Origin of the sequence: Pseudoduganella rhizocola, assembly GCF_045984285.3 — a bacterium.
In the GTDB taxonomy this organism is placed as follows: Bacteria; Pseudomonadota; Gammaproteobacteria; order Burkholderiales; family Burkholderiaceae_D; genus Rugamonas.
Genome location: NZ_JBJQIK030000001.1, coordinates 50,577 through 67,017 on the forward strand (window position 1 = coordinate 50,577; position 16,441 = coordinate 67,017).

14 protein-coding genes are annotated in these 16,441 nt (G+C 63.9%); 5 read left to right on the forward strand and 9 right to left on the reverse strand.

What is annotated here, in order from left to right:
- Positions 1–37: 37 nt before the first annotated feature.
- From ACJRPG_RS00260 to ACJRPG_RS00270, 3 genes are all read right to left on the reverse strand, one after another.
- The gene (locus ACJRPG_RS00260; protein ID WP_407998029.1) at positions 38–1,198 is read right to left on the reverse strand and encodes a tetratricopeptide repeat protein; all 1,161 of its coding nucleotides are present in this window, start codon (positions 1,196–1,198) and stop codon (positions 38–40) included.
- Positions 1,199–1,259: 61 nt separating this feature from the next.
- The gene (locus ACJRPG_RS00265) at positions 1,260–2,417 is read right to left on the reverse strand and encodes a hypothetical protein (protein WP_407998030.1); all 1,158 of its coding nucleotides are present in this window, start codon (positions 2,415–2,417) and stop codon (positions 1,260–1,262) included.
- 24 nt (positions 2,418–2,441) lie between these two features.
- A complete protein-coding gene (locus ACJRPG_RS00270) occupies positions 2,442–3,308 on the reverse strand; it encodes an HDOD domain-containing protein (RefSeq protein ID WP_407998031.1) in 867 nt (288 codons plus the stop codon).
- Positions 3,309–3,476: 168 nt separating this feature from the next.
- Between ACJRPG_RS00270 and ACJRPG_RS00275 the strand changes: the two genes are divergently transcribed.
- A complete protein-coding gene (locus ACJRPG_RS00275) occupies positions 3,477–4,040 on the forward strand; it encodes a DNA-3-methyladenine glycosylase (protein ID WP_407998032.1) in 564 nt (187 codons plus the stop codon).
- Positions 4,041–4,126: 86 nt separating this feature from the next.
- Here the strand turns inward: ACJRPG_RS00275 and ACJRPG_RS00280 are convergent, their stop codons facing one another.
- Positions 4,127–5,776 carry a methyl-accepting chemotaxis protein gene (locus ACJRPG_RS00280; protein WP_407998033.1) on the reverse strand — a complete coding sequence of 550 codons (1,650 nt, stop codon included), beginning with the start codon at positions 5,774–5,776 and terminating at the stop codon, positions 4,127–4,129.
- 14 nt (positions 5,777–5,790) lie between these two features.
- A complete protein-coding gene (locus tag ACJRPG_RS00285) occupies positions 5,791–6,243 on the reverse strand; it encodes a cache domain-containing protein (RefSeq protein ID WP_407998034.1) in 453 nt (150 codons plus the stop codon).
- A 184-nt stretch (positions 6,244–6,427) separates the two neighbouring features.
- On the opposite strand from ACJRPG_RS00285, the gene ACJRPG_RS00290 reads away from it, so the two are divergent.
- Genes ACJRPG_RS00290 through ACJRPG_RS00300 form a run of 3 tightly spaced genes read left to right on the forward strand, consistent with a single transcriptional unit; the run spans position 6,428 to position 9,990 of the window.
- Positions 6,428–7,801 (forward strand): KamA family radical SAM protein, encoded by a 1,374-nt coding sequence (locus ACJRPG_RS00290; protein WP_407998035.1) that lies wholly within the window; start codon positions 6,428–6,430, stop codon positions 7,799–7,801.
- Between the two features lie 9 nt (positions 7,802–7,810).
- Positions 7,811–9,088, forward strand: a complete 1,278-nt coding sequence (locus ACJRPG_RS00295) for an MFS transporter (protein WP_407998036.1) — start codon at positions 7,811–7,813, stop codon at positions 9,086–9,088.
- Between the two features lie 50 nt (positions 9,089–9,138).
- Complete coding sequence (locus ACJRPG_RS00300; RefSeq protein ID WP_407998037.1) at positions 9,139–9,990, forward strand: fumarylacetoacetate hydrolase family protein; 852 nt, start codon at positions 9,139–9,141, stop codon at positions 9,988–9,990.
- Here ACJRPG_RS00300 and ACJRPG_RS00305 read toward each other — a convergent pair whose 3' ends face one another.
- Positions 9,991–11,328: an aspartate aminotransferase family protein gene (locus ACJRPG_RS00305; RefSeq protein WP_407998038.1), complete on the reverse strand. Its 1,338-nt coding sequence runs from the start codon at positions 11,326–11,328 to the stop codon at positions 9,991–9,993.
- A gap of 97 nt (positions 11,329–11,425) precedes the next feature.
- Here ACJRPG_RS00305 and ACJRPG_RS00310 point away from each other — a divergent pair, with 97 nt between their 5' ends.
- Positions 11,426–12,001 carry a carboxymuconolactone decarboxylase family protein gene (locus tag ACJRPG_RS00310; protein ID WP_407998039.1) on the forward strand — a complete coding sequence of 192 codons (576 nt, stop codon included), beginning with the start codon at positions 11,426–11,428 and terminating at the stop codon, positions 11,999–12,001.
- Here the strand turns inward: ACJRPG_RS00310 and ACJRPG_RS00315 are convergent.
- The 3 genes from ACJRPG_RS00315 to ACJRPG_RS00325 all read right to left on the reverse strand — a co-directional run bounded on the left by ACJRPG_RS00315 (position 11,998) and on the right by ACJRPG_RS00325 (position 16,266).
- Positions 11,998–12,429, reverse strand: a complete 432-nt coding sequence (locus ACJRPG_RS00315) for a DoxX family protein (protein WP_407998040.1) — start codon at positions 12,427–12,429, stop codon at positions 11,998–12,000. The two genes, ACJRPG_RS00310 and ACJRPG_RS00315, sit on opposite strands and share 4 nt — an antisense overlap.
- A gap of 95 nt (positions 12,430–12,524) precedes the next feature.
- The gene (locus tag ACJRPG_RS00320) at positions 12,525–13,154 is read right to left on the reverse strand and encodes a response regulator (RefSeq protein ID WP_407998041.1); all 630 of its coding nucleotides are present in this window, start codon (positions 13,152–13,154) and stop codon (positions 12,525–12,527) included.
- Complete coding sequence (locus ACJRPG_RS00325; protein WP_407998042.1) at positions 13,132–16,266, reverse strand: ligand-binding sensor domain-containing protein; 3,135 nt, start codon at positions 16,264–16,266, stop codon at positions 13,132–13,134. The genes ACJRPG_RS00320 and ACJRPG_RS00325 overlap by 23 nt, the downstream gene beginning before the upstream one ends.
- Positions 16,267–16,441 lie beyond the last annotated feature (175 nt).

The window sequence follows — 16,441 nt, forward strand, 5'->3', positions numbered from 1 at the left end:
GGCCCGCCAGTGTAATCCAGTTTGAAGGAAAAAAATGTCACTGGCGCAATTTTGTCTGGTAGGCGCGCAATCGGTCCAGCTTGGCGGCATACAGGTCGTGGTCGCCCGGCGTGGTGCTGCTGCTGAGGGCCAGCTTCATCTCCGCGTTCGCCGTCTTGAGGTCGCCGAGCTGGAAGGCGGCGGCAGCCAGCCAGAAATGGAACTCGTGGTAGGTGTTGTCGCGTGCCAGTTCGCGTTCGAACAACTTGCGGGCACGCGCGTAGTCGCCTTCCTGCATGGCCAGCTGCCCCTGGTTGAAGAAGTAGAACGGCGGCTGCGGCTGCAGCTCGGCAAGGCGCGTGCGCAGCACGGCAGCTTCGGCGTATTGCCCGTTCGCATTCAGTACCTGCGCCAGGTTCGACATGACCATGGTGTTCCCGGGGTCAGCCTGCAGCGCGTAGCGCAGCGCGGTTTCGGCCTGCGGCAGGTCGCCATGGCGCTGATAGACGATCGCCAGGGTGTTATAGGCATGCAGCAGGGCAGGAGCCTGCGCGATGGCATTGCGCGCCCACCAGTAGGCATTGTCGATCTGGCCGCGCACCAGCGCTTCGGCCGCACGGTTATTCATGAACATTGCGATGACGGTGCTGCGGTCGATTGGCTCGGACCGGGCACGCGCACCGTCCACCGGCGGCATGAAGTCGATCAGCGCATAAGGTATGTCCTCCCACAGCAGGAAATTGCTCCTGGGGGTGCCCAGTTTCAGGTTGACGTGCCCGCTGTTGAAGTACAGGTTGCCGCTTCGCGTCCAGCTCTCCTCCGTGCTGACGGACTGCAGCACAACGGGGATATTCAGTTCTTCAGCCAGCGCCGCCGTCATGATGACCAGCGACAGGCAGTTGCCGCGCCGGGCATCGAAGGCCTGGGCTGCCGTGCGCGTCTGCGAGGAGTCGTATTCGAGCTGCAGCTGGTCGCGGCGGTACAGGGCGTCGAACAGGGCCTTGCGGATTTCCTTGCTGCGCTTGCCGTGGCTTACCTCCTCGACGTACTTCGCCATCTGCGGGGAGACGGCGAAGATCTCCTGCGGGGAAATCTGGTCGGTAGGCGGCTGGAACAGGTGGTCCGCAAACAGCTGGGGCGGTGGCGGCGGCAGCCTGGTGGCGCAGGCTGACAGCAGCAGCGGGAACAAGAGGAAAAGAAGCGAACGCAAATGTCTCATGATGTGCCTCCGTTTTATGAAGTCAGTATCCTCTTGAGAAATTTGCTTGTCAAAGCAAAACTTATGTTGGGGCCGGCTCCTTCACCTCGATACTGGTAATGCCCAGGGTGCCGAGCGCGTCGCGCAGGTCGTCCACTGCCAGCTGCAGGTCGTCGCCCAGGTCGAAGGGCTGGTCGCTGGCGGCCAGCAGCGTGGTGCCGCCGAACAGCTGCACGCGCAGCACCATTTCGCCGCCGGTATCGGCGGGCGTAATGGAGGCGCTGACGGGACCGCCGTGGGCGCGCGCCGCCGCACCCAGTTCGGCCATCGTCGCCAGCATGCCGCGCTCGGCAAGCCCCTGCTGGCGGGCGCTGAAGAAATGGTCCTGGTAGAGGAAATTCAGTTCCAGCGTGCGGCCCGCTTTGGCCAGGCAGCGCTGCAGCAGCGGGGCGGCCTTGATGGTCCACTCGCGGTAGCGCTCCATGCGGGCCGCGAACCAGGCGTCGGCATCGGCATCGTTTTGCGGCACCTGGTAGAACCTGTCGTCGGCCCGTTTCAGCGAGAAGCCGAGCAGGAAGCGCAGCTCCACGGCTTCATCATCGGCCGCGAAGGACGACGCCGTCCAGCCCGCGATGCTGCGCTGCAGCGCGGGCGCTTCGCTCATTTTCTTTTCGGTCAGCGAGGCGGCGGCCTCGCGCACCATGGCATTCATCTGGCCATAGCTGATGCGCTCGGCTTCGGCCGCGTCATAGGCGTGCTGCACCAGCACCAGCCTGGCATCGGGGCTCTCCAGGCCGCAATCGCGGAAGCTGGCCAGCAGGGCTTCGTAGGCGGCTTCGTCCTGGAAGGTTTCCGCCTGCACCAGGCCGCCCTGGCTGTGCACGAACACCGGCACGGCGAAGGCATCGATTTCCATCAGCGGTGCATTGTCCCGGCGCAACTGCTGGGTGCAGGCCGCTTCCGCGATGGCGCTGCGCAGCAGCAGGTAGGCGCCCACGTCCTCATAGCGCGCCTGCTCGATGGCGCCGTACAGGATGTCGTCCTTGTTCTGGTTCAGGTAGCGGCGGATCTGGCGCTGGAACTCCGGCTCCTTGTCCTGCAGGGAGCTGCCCGGTTCCTCGCTGTCCTCCTGTTCGGCCAGCTCCAGCGCCAGGCTGCACAGGGCCTGGCTCAGGGCTTCTTCTTTCTCTTCCGGCGGGGTGGCGGACTTGCGGGGGACGGGACGCTTATTCTTGGGCATGTGTGGCTTGCCCGGCTGGCGGGCTCAGTGTTCGGTGTGGAAAGTTTCGTGCAATTCTTCGAGCAGGTCGTCGGCTTCGTCTTCTTCCACGCCGAGATGCTGGCAGGCGACGGCGCCGCCTTTTTCCCACTCCAGCGAATCGCGGTTGCCATGGTAGCGCTGAATGCCCCGTTCGGCCAGCACCGATGCCGCCACCAGCGAGCGGATGGCATCGTCGGTGTTTTCATCGCCCAGCACTTCGTAATCGTGATGGTGCAGGATGGCCCAGGACACGTCCGGCGACAAGCCCCAGTTGCGGGCCAGCAGGCAACCGATTGCCGCATGGTTGGTGTTGTGGCGGGCGTCTTCGATGTCGGTGAACTTGCGTTCCGCCGATTTCATGGCACGGTCGAAGGTATCGCGGTAGTCGGGGAAGCGGTCCATCAGCAGCGGCACGCCGATATCGCAGAACAGGCCGAAGGTGTGGGCGATGTCCGGCGGCGCAATGCGCAGCTTGCGCGAGATGAACACCAGGGCCTGGGCGCGGCGCGCCGAGGTCTCCCAGAACTGGTTCAGCGAGCCGTCCTTGCCGTCGATGGCCTGCCGCGCCAGCAGGCCGGTGAGCAGGGCCGCGCAATGGTTGATGCCGAGGAAATTGATGGCCTGTTCCACCGACTTGGCCTTGCGCGCCGCGCCGAAGAAGGGCGAATTGGCCAGCTTGAGCAGGGCGCCGGACATGCCGACGTCATTGCCGATGATGCGGGCAATGCGGCGCGGCGAAGGATCGGCCTCGGCCAGCTCCTGCTGCAGGTCGACCAGCAGGCTGGGACGCGGCGGAATGCGAATGGAACGCAGCAGGGCGTCTTCGACGGAGGTATCCATTACCGGGGCATGGGCTGCTGCTGAAGTCATCTTTATAAAGGGCAATTTGCTGAATGCGCAGTCAGTATTATCACCTGTTTCGGCAAAGCAATTGCATTTCGTAGCCGGTTTTTCTTCACTTTTTGTCGCTATTTGGCCGGTTTGATAGCGTTTTGTCAGTGTTGGGGACGTTTTCCGGGACAGGCTAGAATGGACGGCATGACAATACTTGCCGGAATTGACTTCAGCCAGCCATCCCACGAGGTGGCCCGCCGCCTGATCGGGGTGACGGTGCTGGTGGACGGCGTGGGCGGGCGCATCGTGGAAACCGAGGCCTACGACCGGGAAGATCCGGCCTCCCACAGTTTCTCGGGACCGACCGAGCGCAACCAGGCCATGTTCGGGCCGCCGGCCCATGCCTACGTCTACCGTTCCTACGGCATCCACTGGTGCCTGAATTTCGTGTGCCGGGAAGACGGCCATGGGGCCGGGGTGCTGATCCGCGCCATCGAGCCGGTGCTGGGGCTGGACCTCATGCGCGAGCGGCGCGGCGTCGAGCAGGAGCGCCTGCTGTGTTCCGGTCCGGGCCGTTTGTGCCAGGCCATGGGCGTTACGCGCGCCAACAACGGCATGCCGCTGTGGCTGCCGCCGTTCGAACTGCAGCCGCGCAGGGGCCGGGTCACGATCGTGCAAGGCCCCCGCATCGGCATCTCGAAAGCGATGGACGTCCCCTGGCGCTTCGGCCTCGCCGGCTCCCCCCACCTCAGCAAACCTTTCAAGTAGAAATTGGGGACAGACGGGGGCGCCGAGCCCCGGATTATATGAACCGTATAATCCGGGGCTCGGCGCCCCCGTCTGTCCCCAATTTATTACGCGGCGTGGGCGCGGCGCATGGGGCTGTTGGGGGCGCGGCGCTCGGCTGCGGGCTTGCGTGGCGGGACCAGGGCGGGCGGCGGTGCCGCCGCTGCCGGCTGTTCGTCCAGTTCGAACAGGGCCACGGCGCGGCTCAGGTTGATGGTCTGCTCCTGCAGGCTTTCGGCCGCCGCCGCTGCCTGTTCCACCAGCGCCGCATTCTGCTGCGTGACGTCGTCGATCTGCCCCACCGCCTGGTTTACTTCCGCAATCCCCTGCGCCTGCTCGGCGCTGGCGGTGCTGATACGGTCGATGATGGCGTTGACCTGCTCCACCGAGGCCACGATGTCGCCCATGCTGTGCCCCGCCAGCCCGACCGAGGCCGCGCCGCTGTCGATGGTGGCGACCGATTCGGCAATCAGCTGCTTGATCTCCCTGGCCGCCGCCGCCGAGCGCTGCGCCAGCGTGCGTACTTCTGACGCCACCACCGCAAAGCCGCGTCCCTGCTCGCCGGCGCGGGCCGCTTCCACCGCTGCATTCAGCGCCAGGATATTGGTCTGGAAGGAGATGCTGTCGATTACTCCGATAATCTCCACGATCTTGCGCGAGCTGGCGCGGATCGAGTCCATGGTGCGCACCGCGTCCGCGACGGCATCGCCGCCTTTCTGCGCCATGCTGCTGGCCGTTGCGGCGAGGCGGCAGGCTTCGTGCGCATGCTCGGCATTCTGCCGCACGGCCGCCGTCAGGCTGTCGATGGCGCTGGCGGTTTCCTCCAGCGAACCGGCCTGTCTTTCAGTGCGCGTTGAGAGGTCGTGATTGCCGCAGGCGATTTCGTGCGATGCCGTGTCGATGGATTGCACGGCGCCACGTATCGTCGCCAGCGTGCGGTTCAGCTGCGCGATGCTGGAATCGAGCACGCGCGCCGTTTCCGCGATTTCGTCCTTGCCTTCATTGGCCGCGCCGCGCGTGAGGCGTCCCGCCGCCAGGCTGCGTACCACGTCGGCAATCGATGCGATATCGCGCAGCAGCGCCGCCCGCACCCGCATGGAGACCAGCAGGGACAGCGCAATCGACAGCAGGCACAGGCCCGCCATCATGCCGCCCAGCGTGCGGAATTCCGCCTTGGCCGCCGCATGCGCCTCCGTGCTCAGGCGCTGCTCCAGCGCCGTGAGCTGCGACAGCTGTTCATTCAGCGTGAGGAACTGGCGCTCCGCCTTGCCCATGGCATTGGTGGCGATGGACTGGTCGACCTGCGCCAGCTCGATGGTTTCCTGCACGCCCTTGCGGTAGGCCGCCAGCGCCTTCGACGACGCGGCCAGCAGTTCTTCTTCCTGCGGCTCGGCCACCCTGGACAGCGCCGCCAGTTCCTGCGCCAACTGGTGGTGCCGCGTGCGGATCTGCTGGGTCAGCGCATCGAGCCGGTTCTGGGCGAAGCTGCCGTTCACCCAGGCCAGCAGCTGGTAGATATTGGCGTGTGCAAAGCGCGCCTGGCCCGCCATATCGGCCGCGGCCTTCAGGCGCGCCGCACGCACCTGCACCAGGTTCTCCATCGACATGTTCTGCCGCACCATGCCATACCAGCCGCTGGCCGCGATGGACAGCAGCAGGACCAGCACCACGGCAGGCGCCAGCAGCAGTTTGGGACCAATTCGCAGTTGTTTCAGCATGGCGGGCTCCAGGGCTATTTCTTGTAGATGCCGGCTTCCAGCACCACATCGCCGACGCGCAGGATGTAGGTGGTCTTGGGCTCGATCTTGCCGCTCTGGGGGTTCTTGTACATATAGTCCACCCAGCCCTTGCCCTTCTTCGCCGCCAGCTCGATGATCTCGCGGCGGTACTTCTTGCCGCTGGCATCCGGCACGTCCGTCAGGTCCTTGCCCACGATGGTAGGGTTGTAGGGATGGGCGAGCACGATGCCGGTGCTGATGTCGCGCATGTCCACATACAGCGAACCCTGGACGAAGTCGGGATCCTTTGCCGTGATGCGCTTCATCATCTCGTCCTTGCCGTGCTGCTTGATGAAACTGGCGCCGCGTTCCGCCATCGCAATCGCGTCCTTCTCGCTCGGTTCCGTCGATGCCCATGCGCCTGCCATCAGCAGGCCTGCCAGTGCTGCCGTCATCAGTCGTTTCATGATCGCGTCCTTTATTGAATGAGGGAAAAACCCACTGCTAATGTAAGACGCTGCTGCTTGCAGGAAATTGCGTTGACGCAAGAGAAGAGTTTTATTTCCGGGTGGATATTGAGTTCGGGCAACGGCCGCGGACGGGCGCTGGCTAGCATGGAATTCCCGCAGCCCAACCTACAGGAGACTGACCATGATTGCCGCGCCAGCCAAGTTCAAGCCTTATACACGACAGAGCATCCGCCAGGCCCGCCAGTGGCAATGGCTGAGCGAAGACCTGCAGGAGGCGGTGCAGGTGGTGTCGCGCGTGCTGCCCTTCCGCACCAATGAGTATGTGCTGGAGCACCTGATCGACTGGAACCGCGTGCCGGACGACCCGATCTACCGCCTGGTCTTCCCGCACCGCGACATGCTGCGCCCCGACGAATATACGCGCCTGCGCGGCCTGGTGCTGTCTGAAAACGAGCCGGCCATCCAGGCCTGCGCCAACGAGATCCGGCGCCGCATGAATCCCCATCCCGCCGGGCAGATGACGCACAATGTGCCGAGCATGAACGGCATTCCGCTGCGCGGCCTGCAGCACAAGTACAAGGAGACCGTGCTGTTCTTCCCCAGCGCGGGCCAGACCTGCCATGCCTATTGCACCTTCTGCTTCCGCTGGCCGCAGTTCGTGGGCATGGACGACCTGAAGTTCGATGCCAGCGAAACGGCGGAGCTGGTGGCCTACCTCAAGCTGCATCCCGAAGTGACGGACGTGCTGATCACCGGCGGCGACCCGCTGATCATGAATACGCGCTCGCTGGCAGGCTTTATCGAGCCGCTGCTGGCGCCCGAGCTGGCCCATATCCAGAACATCCGCATCGGCACCAAGTCGGTGTCCTACTGGCCGCAGCGCTTCGTCAGCGACCGCGATGCGGACGATCTGTTGAAGCTGTTCGAGAAGGTGGTGGCGGCGGGGAAGAACCTGGCCCTGATGGGGCACTACAACCACGCGGTCGAGCTGCGCCAGGAGATTGCCCAGCATGCCGTGAAACGCATCGTCGGCACCGGCGCCACCTTGCGCATGCAGGGGCCGCTGATCCGCCACATCAACGAAGACCCGCACAGCTGGGCCGAGCTATGGCGCACCGGCGTGCGGCTGGGGGCCATTCCCTACTATATGTTCGTGGAGCGCGACACGGGGCCGCGCGAGTACTTCCAGCTGCCGCTGGCGCGCGCGCACGAAATCTTCCAGCAGGCCTACCAGATGGTGTCCGGCCTGGCGCGCACGGTACGCGGGCCTTCCATGAGCGCCTTCCCCGGCAAGGTGGTGATCGACGGCGTGGTGAGCATCGCCGGCGAAAAGCTGTTCGCGCTGCAGTTCCTGCAGGCGCGCAATCCCGACTGGGTGCGCAAACCTTTCTACGCGCAGTACGACCCCGATGCGCACTGGCTGGACCAGCTCAAGCCCGCCTTCGGCAAGGAGCGCTTCTTCTTCGAAACGGCGCCCACGCCGGATGAAGGGATCGGGCGCGTGATTCCGATCTCTCGCGCGCGCAGCTTTGCCACGCACAGCGACGCTGCATAGGGTGCTCCCATGCAGCGCGCCTGGACGCGCATCCTGTGGGCCGGGCGGCAGCGCGTGCCCGGCGAACTGCCGCCACTGGCTGTGCTGTGCCTTGTCTTCCTGCCCTTCGCGCTGGGCCACTATCTGTCTTGCCTGCTGCGCACCATCAATGCGGTGCTTGCGCCGCAATTGGTGGCCGCCGCAGCATTGACCCCGGCGCAGCTTGGCTTGCTGACCAGCGCCTATTTCTTCGCCTTCGCGGCGGCCCAGCTGCCGGTGGGGCTGGCGCTGGACCGCTTCGGTCCGCGCCGGGTGCAGGGCGTGATGCTGCTGGTGGCCGCCACCGGCACCCTGGCGTTCGCGGGCAGCGGCACATTTGCGCAGATGGTGTCCGCGCGCACCGTCATGGGCCTTGGCCTGGCGGGCTGCTTCATGGCGGCGGTGAAGGCGGTATCGACGTGGATCTCGCCCGCGCGCCTGCCCTCGGTGCAGGGCTATATGATCGCGGCGGGCGGCCTGGGCGCCGCTTCCTCCACCTTGCCGGTGCAGCTGGCGCTGCACCATATGGACTGGCGCTGGGTCTTCATCTGGCTGGCCGCGGCCTGCGTGCTGGCCGCCGTGGCCATCCTGCTGCTGGCGCCAACTCCACCGCCCGCACAGGCCAGGCCATTCCACCGCCGCATGCTGGTGGAGATCGCGCAGCATCCTGCCTTCCGTGAGGTGGCCGCGCTGGTGCTGGTGCCGCATATGGTGTTCTTTGGCGTGCAGGGCCTGTGGATAGGCCGCTGGCTGCATGATGTGGCGAAACTGGACGAGCGGGCGGTGGCCTGGCTGCTCTATCTCAGCATGGCGGCCGTTATTTTCGGCGCCATCGCGGTGGGCATGATCACGGAATGGGCAGCCCGGCATGGCGTGCCGCCGCTGACGCTTGCCTCGGTCGGCGTTGCCGTATTTATCGTGGTGCAAAGCGGCTTCCTGTTCGGCTGGGCGCCCACGTTCCCGATGCTGTCGGTGATGTTCACGCTGGTCGGCACCATCACCGGCATCGAGTACGCCATCGTGGCGCAATCCATGCCGCGCACACTGACGGGACGCGCGTCAACCTTCCTCAACCTGCTGATTTTCCTGGGCGCCTCCGCCGTGCAGGCAGGCTTCGGCGTGGTGCTGAGCATGTGGCAGCCGGATGCCGCGAACCGCTTTCCGGCCGCCGCCTACCAGGCTGCGTTCGGCGTGCTGATCGCCGCGCAGCTGCCCGGCCTGTGCTGCTTCGTTTTGCGGCAAAGGAGGCTTGTGCGCGGAACGCTGTAGAATCTGCACTTTGAACATAGCAGCAGCGATGAGCGCGCGTAGGAGATGACATGAAATTGGTGCGTTACGGCCGTCCCGGAAAAGAGAAGCCGGGCCTGATCGATGAAGAAGGCAAGGTGCGCGACTTGTCCGGTGTGATCAGCGACTTCCATGGCGCGAACCTGTCCGACAAGGTCTTGCGCAAGCTGGCCAGGATTCCGCATGACACGCTGCCTCTGGTGCGCGGCAATCCGCGTTTCGGCGTGCCGGTGGCGAAGGTGGGCAAATTCATCGGCATCGGCCTGAATTACGCCGACCACGCGAAGGAAGCAGGCATGCCGATTCCCACCGAGCCGATTGTGTTCATGAAGGCCATCACCTGCCTGTCCGGCCCGGACGATCCTGTCATGCTGCCGAAAGGCTCGAAGAAGACGGATTGGGAAGTGGAGCTGGGCGTGATTATCGGCACCCGTGCGCGCTACGTGAGCGAGGCCGATGCGGAGAAGTACATTGCCGGCTACTGTGTGGTGAACGACCTGTCCGAGCGCGAGTTCCAGCTGGAGCGCGGCGGGCAATGGGACAAGGGCAAGGGCTGCGATACCTTCGGTCCGGTCGGCCCCTGGCTGGTCACGCGCGACGAGGTATGGAACGTCGATAAGCTCGACCTCTACCTCGAACTGAACGGCAAGCGCATGCAGACCGGCTGCACCGACACCATGATCTTCAAGGTGCCGTATATCGTAAGCTACCTGTCGCAGTTCATGACGCTGGAACCGGGCGACATCATCTGCACCGGCACGCCGCCCGGCGTGGGCCAGGGCCGCGACCCGCAGCGCTTCCTCAAGAAGGGAGACTTCATGCGCCTTGGTATCGCCGGCCTTGGCGAACAGCAGCAGGACGTAATCGGCTTCCAGGAATTCTGACTACGCCGGGCGGATGCTGGACAGGGCGCGCGCCAGCGCGTCCTGCAGGCGCGACACCACTTCGCCCAGATCCGCCTCCGTCGCAATGAAGGGCGGCGCCAGCAGGATATGGTCGCCGCGCCTTCCATCAGCCGTTCCGCCCATCGGATACACCATCAGGCCGCAGCGCATGGCCTGCTCCTTGATGGCGGCATGCAGCCGCAAATCGGGATCGAAAGGCCGTTTCGAATCGCGGTCCTGCACCAGTTCCAGTCCCAGCATCATGCCGCGCCCGCGGATGTCGCCCACATGCGGATGCGAGCCGAAAGCCGTGCGCAGCATGCGGCGGAAAGTCGCGCCGTGCACGGTAACGGCCCCCAGCAGGCCGTCACGCTTGATAATCTTCTGCACTGCCAGCGCCGCCGCAGCCGCCACCGCGTGGCCGATATAGGTGTGCCCATGCTGGAAGGCGCCGCTGCCGGCGCGGAGGCAGTCGATGATGTGGCTGCGCACCAGCACCGCGCCAATGGGCTGGTAGCCTGCGCCCAGGCCTTTGCCGAGGGCCACGATGTCCGGCACCACATCGTCCTGTTCGAAGGCGTACAGCGTGCCGGTACGGCCCATGCCGCACATCACCTCATCCTGGATCATCAGGATGCCGTAGCGGTCGCACAGCGCGCGCACCGCCTTGAAATAGCCCGGCGTGGGCGGTGCGGCGCCCAGCGTGGCGCCGGCCACCGTCTCGGCGCAGAAGCCGATGATGTTCTCCGCGCCGATCTCGTTGATCTTCGTTTCCAGCTCGGCCACCAGGCTGCCGGTATAGGCGTGCAGGTCCTGTCCCGCCGGCCGGTGGCGGTATTCGTAGCAGGGCGCCACGCGCGCCACGTCCATCAGCAGCGGCTCGAACACGCGGCGCCGCGCCTCATTGCCGCCGAGGGCCAGCGCCCCCAGCGTATTGCCATGGAAGCTCTGGCGGCGGGCAATGAAGACCTGCCGCGAAGGCTCGCCGCGTTCCACAAAATACTGGCGCGCCAGCTTCATCGCGGTTTCCATCGCTTCGGAACCGCCCGAGACCAGGTAGACATGATCCAGGTCGCCCGGCGCATCGCCCGCCAGCCGCGCGCCCAGTTCCTCCGCCACTTCGGTGGTAAAGAAGCCGCTGTGCGCGTAGGCGGTGGTCTTGAGCTGCGCCTGCATCGCAGCCAGCACGTCCGGGTGGCCGTGACCAAGCGAGGACACGGCCGCGCCGCCGCTTGCGTCCAGATAGGTATTGCCTTCGCTGTCGCGCACGTACATGCCGAAGGCGCAGGCAACGGTGGGGGGCGTGGTATGCAGCTGGCGGTGGATCAGGCTTGTCATGGCATGCGCTCCTGTGGGTTGTGGACACATGACAGTAGCCCGCGCGCGGGCCCGGCTTTTTGATTTTTGCCGAGTCCTGTGCGAATATCGCTCCACCATGACAGACCGCCTCGGCCCCATCCCGCCCGAACAGATGACGCCCCAGCAGCGGGCGGCCGCGCAATCCGTGATCGACGGGCCGCGCGGCGCGCTGTACGGCCCCTTCGTGCCCCTGCTGCGCAGCCCCGAGCTGATGGAGTGTACGCAGCGCATGGGCGAATACCTGCGCTACCGCAGCGCCATCGGCACGCGCCTGTCGGAGCTGGCGATCCTCGTGACGGCGCGCGCCTGGAACCAGCAGGTGGAATGGGCGATCCACGCCCCGATTGCCGCGCAGGCGGGCATTGCGCAGGACGTCATCGACGCAATCGCCACCCGTCGCGAGCCGGCCGGGCTGTCGGTGGAAGAACAGGCCGTATTCGACTTCTGTACCGAGCTTCAGCGCGACAAAGAAGTCTCCGACGCCACCTATGCCGCGGCCGCCCACTGCTTCGGCCAGCACGGCGTGGTGGACCTGATGGGCCTCTGCGGCTACTACACCATGCTGGCAATGGTGATGAACGCGGCGCAGACGGCGGCGCCGCCATCGAGCGCGGCAGCCTTGCCTGTCCATCCCGCGCACGAACAAGCTTAATGATTCCCGGCGTCGCCATCCCTGCGCTGGATTTTCACCGGCTTGCGCTGTCCGGCCGGGCGGGCGATGACAACCCGGCGAAAGCCAAACAGCCTGGCGTCGATCGAAAAGGCTCCCGGTCCGATGAAGGCCAGGGAAAGTGAAGTGGCGGCAAGAAGGATGGAGGGCGGCGCGCAGCATTGAATGCCGATTGCGCCTGCTGCCGCAAGAATGGCCGCTGTGCGGGTCAGGATGCCGAGCAAAAGCGCAAGCCCCAGCATCAGGGAAGCTAATGCTGGCAGGCACACTGCATCGAACGGCATCCCGCAAGCGTCAAAGTATCTCCCGCCCTGAATGATTACGGCTGCGCCGATGGTGAAGCGCAGCAGCAGGAGTCCGGTGCCGGCTAATCCGCGCGGGAATGTCCAGGAAGGCCCAGATAGAGACATACCACTCCATGGATGGACGGATCACTTAATGGGCTTATGCTGGCATATCCGGCCCGCCCTGTGTATCCCTCATCCAGGGAATATCATTGCATGGATCAAAGCTGCATGATGCCGCGCCGTACCGCGATGACCACAGCCTCCGAGCGGTCGCTTGCGCCCAGCTTCTCCAGGATGTTCTTCATGTGCGCCTTGACCGTCTCTTCCGAAATGAACAGCTGGCCGGCAATATCCTTGTTGCGGTTGCCGCGGGCGACTTTGCACAGCACCTCGATCTCACGGGCCGTCAGGCCCGGCTCGCCGGTATAGTGGGCAAGCTGCACGGCTACATTCGGCGGTATGCAACGGATACCCCGGTGAGCCTGCCGGATGATTGCCGTAAGCTCTTGTGGCAGGGTACTTTTGAGGACATAGCCGCGCGCCCCAGCGTGCAGGCAGCGCTGAATGTCCACGTCGCCCTCCGCAGTGGTGAAGATGACGACGTTCGCTTTCGGGTTCTCCGCCCGTATTGCCGCCAGCACTTCGATGCCGGCAATATCGGGCAGGCGGAGATCGAGGAGCGTAATGTCCGGCGTGTGCTCGCGGTACAACGCGATGGCTTCCGCCCCCTTGGATGCCTGCGCTACAACCCGCATGTCGGGCTGATCATTGATCACCTTCGAAACGCCTTCGCGCAACAGCGGATGGTCATCGACGACGAGCAAGCTAATTTTGCCTGATTCGCTCATCACATATTTCCTTTGCATTGGCGTTGGCGGGCAGCCTGCGGGCAAAGATCGCCCTTATCCTGGCCCAGAGCCTTTCCAGAAGGCTTTCGTCTTGCGCCTCGTAGGCGTTCTTTCCCGGAACAAGCAGTTCCACAACCGTTCCCCCGTTGACGCCGCTCTCAATGTTCAGTTTCGCATTGATGCGGCGTGCGCGTTCCTGCATGCCAACCAGACCGAAATGCCCCGGTTTGCCGCTGCTTGCGATATCGGGCGGAATCCCTTTTCCATCGTCGGCGATACGCAGCACCAATTTGTGCGAATAGATTAACGCAATCTCCAGGGATGTTCCGTCCGAATGCCTGAGGCCATTGCGGATAGCCTCATTCCCTATGCGGTAAATCTCTTCGCGGACGATTGGATGCAGGTCGCGCGGCTTGCCTTCAACCGACAGCGTAAGGCGCATTGCAGAGGATACGCCGAACGACTCGGCGCTGCGCTGAAATGCCGTGGCAAGGTCGTTCTTTTCCATGGTCGACAGGCGCAGGTCGGTCAATGCCGCCCGCGCTTCCTGGGTCGCCTGCGCGAGCCAGTTCGAGATACTGACGATGGCTTCGTTAAGCTCTACAGGTTTTTTGGATGCCGCCTCGTGCCGCGCGTGATCCGCAATCAGCTTGGTCGCTTGTATCGACTGCAGGATCGTGTCATGCAGCTCTGCCGCAAGGCGGGTGCGTTCGGCGGTCCGTTCATTGAAACGTGCCGTGAGAGCGGTAGCAATTTGCCGCACCCGCATGCGGTATGCCACATAGAGAAACGTCACAGTCAGGGCGGCGGCTAAAGCATGGAACCAGGCCGTCTGGTAATAGGCCGGTGCGATGCTGAAGCTGAGCGCCGCGCCCGCTTCGTTCCAGACTCCATCGTTGTTACAGGCTATAACGCGGAAGCGGTAACTGCCTGGCCGAAGGTCATTGTAAAAAGCCTGGCGGCGGCTACCCGCTTCTTGCCAGGCGGTGTCGTGGCCCTCGAGCTTGTAACGGAACTTGATCTTCTGGGGCAGTGTATAGCTCAGTGCCACATAGTCGATCTGGATATCTTTCGTCAGCGCGGGCAGCTGCAAGCCGTCTGCCGGTGCATGGCGCCGGCGGTCTGCGACGATGGCTTCGATATGTACGGGCGGCGCGACGCGGTTATCGGGCAGGCGGTGCGGATCGATGACCTGCAAAAGCCGCTCGTTTGCGTACCACAGCCTGCCATCAGTTGACTTTGCGACGACAGGAGAGAAAGGCGTGCTACCGGAAACGTAGCCGTCCAATAAGCCAAACGAGCGTAGCTTTACCTCCATATCCGGACGGGCCCACCATGCGTTCAATTCCGCCGCGGGAATCGAGACAAGGCCGCAGCTTGCATAAACCCAGAGGGTGCCTGCATCGTCCTTGATCAATGAATCGATACTATTGCAGGGCAGTCCATTCTTGCGGTCCATGATCTGCAGGCGCTGGTCTTTCCAGCGCGCGATGCCGTGCGAGGTGGCGACCCACAATGAATCATCCGGTTCGATCCAGATCCCGCCAATTCCATTGTTTTCCCCTACGCTGGTCACTTCCGTCATTTGCCCGCGCGCGTAGCGCTGGAGTTTTCCACGCGCTCCCCCGATCCACACGCCTTGGCGGAGCCCAGCCCTGATTGCCCCGCCTGCCGCGGATTGTGGGATGGGAACGGATTCGACAGCTTTCGCGTCCTGGATCTTATGGAGTGTCTGGGGCCTTCCTGTCGTCACGGCCCAAATGTTGTGCTCCCCATCCTGTACAACGCTGATGACAACCCCGAGGGCGCTGCCATCGGACTTTGTCACCATCCGCGACCGCCCTTTTTCCCTCACCATCAGATTTTCGTCGACCCCATACCAAAGCCTGTCCTGGTCATCGATCAGCAATGCCGTCACTTGCTTTCCCCGAAGGTCATCTGCTGTGAGGGAGTAAACCCGCTTTCCATTTTCGAGATAATCCACCGCATTGCCATTTCCGACCCAAAGCCCGCCGGCGCGGGTGGCAGCCACGCTGGCCACTTTGTCACCGCTTAGCCCTTGCTGGGCAGAGACTGAGATCACCGGCGAATCACGGAAGCGGTCGAGACCTTGCGATGACGCGACCCAGATATTGCCTTCGCGGTCTTCAAAGAAAGCTTCCACAGACTCGCTGGCCAGTCCATCGCGATGGCTGAAATGATCTACCCCTTTGCTTTGCACGTGATAGATCCCGTCACGAACGGTTCCAATCCACAGGCCGCCGGAACGGTCGGTATGGAGCGCGCTGACGGCCCACGCTGTTCCATCGGCATTGTGGGCCCGGAAGTCGGTCCAGCGCCCGTCGCGCAATCGTTGCAGGCCAAGGTGCTGGCCGTTTTGGCCCACGCCGACCAGAACGCTCCCGTCGGGCTGGCGTGCCAGGGCCAGAACACCGGTAGCGCCCGATGCGGTAGCGAGGGATGGCGGTAAATGCCTGGATATCCCGGCCGGCGTCCAATGGTAAACGCCTTGCACCGTGCCTAGCCACAGGCCTCCTGATCCGTCATCGGCAATGGCCGACAAGCCGCTCAGATTGAGTGGGAGGCCTTCATCTGCGCCATAACAGGTGGTAGCAGCCTGCGTGATGCGGCAGAGCGGCGCTTCTTTTGGGCCGGCGAGCCTTGACATGGCGATCCACACGGCCCCGGCACTGTCCTCAATGATGTGATTGATTTGCGAGCGGAAGGGATATTTTTTTGAGACGCCGTTCTGCACACGGTATAGCGAGCGTGGGGTCCCGATCCACAGGCTTCCATCCCGTGCTCCCAGCAAGCTCAATATCGCGCATTCGCAGAGGGCATCTCCCGCCGGCGCTTGCCAGGGCACAAAGCGCACGCCATCAAAGCGGACCAGGCCCCCCTCAGTGCCAATCCAGAGGTAGCCGTCGGCCGTTTGGGTAAATGCATGTGGAATGCCGGGCAGTTCACCATCCGCCATGCGCCATGTGGTGTGGGCATATTGGGAAATGGAGCGGTCGGGATCGAGAGCGCGTGCGGTACGGGGAGCCAGCAGGGACAGAACAAGCATCCCGAGCAGCATCAAGTGTCCGCCTTTGAGCGAAGTTAGCACCATGTTCGCCTCTTCTTATGAAAGTCAGTCTACTGATCCTTGCAGTCTAACATTGAAAATTTGGCTTGTGATATGCCGTCCCACATCTATTCGCCCGCTCCGTGGCTAGCAAAAAATCACCCTTTCTCGGGATAGTCGCCCGCAAACGGCAGTGACATGATCGGCTCAGGTCTTTGCC

What these genes read in the sequence shown, in the direction of transcription:
- ACJRPG_RS00260 (WP_407998029.1), bottom strand. Translation starts at nt 1,198, where the DNA reads ATGAGACATTTGCGTTCGCTTCTTTTCCTCTTGTTCCCGCTGCTGCTG.
- ACJRPG_RS00265 (WP_407998030.1), bottom strand. Translation starts at nt 2,417, where the DNA reads ATGCCCAAGAATAAGCGTCCCGTCCCCCGCAAGTCCGCCACCCCGCCG.
- ACJRPG_RS00270 (WP_407998031.1), bottom strand. Translation starts at nt 3,308, where the DNA reads ATGACTTCAGCAGCAGCCCATGCCCCGGTAATGGATACCTCCGTCGAA.
- ACJRPG_RS00275 (WP_407998032.1), top strand. Translation starts at nt 3,477, where the DNA reads ATGACAATACTTGCCGGAATTGACTTCAGCCAGCCATCCCACGAGGTG.
- ACJRPG_RS00280 (WP_407998033.1), bottom strand. Translation starts at nt 5,776, where the DNA reads ATGCTGAAACAACTGCGAATTGGTCCCAAACTGCTGCTGGCGCCTGCC.
- ACJRPG_RS00285 (WP_407998034.1), bottom strand. Translation starts at nt 6,243, where the DNA reads ATGAAACGACTGATGACGGCAGCACTGGCAGGCCTGCTGATGGCAGGC.
- ACJRPG_RS00290 (WP_407998035.1), top strand. Translation starts at nt 6,428, where the DNA reads ATGATTGCCGCGCCAGCCAAGTTCAAGCCTTATACACGACAGAGCATC.
- ACJRPG_RS00295 (WP_407998036.1), top strand. Translation starts at nt 7,811, where the DNA reads ATGCAGCGCGCCTGGACGCGCATCCTGTGGGCCGGGCGGCAGCGCGTG.
- ACJRPG_RS00300 (WP_407998037.1), top strand. Translation starts at nt 9,139, where the DNA reads ATGAAATTGGTGCGTTACGGCCGTCCCGGAAAAGAGAAGCCGGGCCTG.
- ACJRPG_RS00305 (WP_407998038.1), bottom strand. Translation starts at nt 11,328, where the DNA reads ATGACAAGCCTGATCCACCGCCAGCTGCATACCACGCCCCCCACCGTT.
- ACJRPG_RS00310 (WP_407998039.1), top strand. Translation starts at nt 11,426, where the DNA reads ATGACAGACCGCCTCGGCCCCATCCCGCCCGAACAGATGACGCCCCAG.
- ACJRPG_RS00315 (WP_407998040.1), bottom strand. Translation starts at nt 12,429, where the DNA reads ATGTCTCTATCTGGGCCTTCCTGGACATTCCCGCGCGGATTAGCCGGC.
- ACJRPG_RS00320 (WP_407998041.1), bottom strand. Translation starts at nt 13,154, where the DNA reads ATGAGCGAATCAGGCAAAATTAGCTTGCTCGTCGTCGATGACCATCCG.
- ACJRPG_RS00325 (WP_407998042.1), bottom strand. Translation starts at nt 16,266, where the DNA reads ATGGTGCTAACTTCGCTCAAAGGCGGACACTTGATGCTGCTCGGGATG.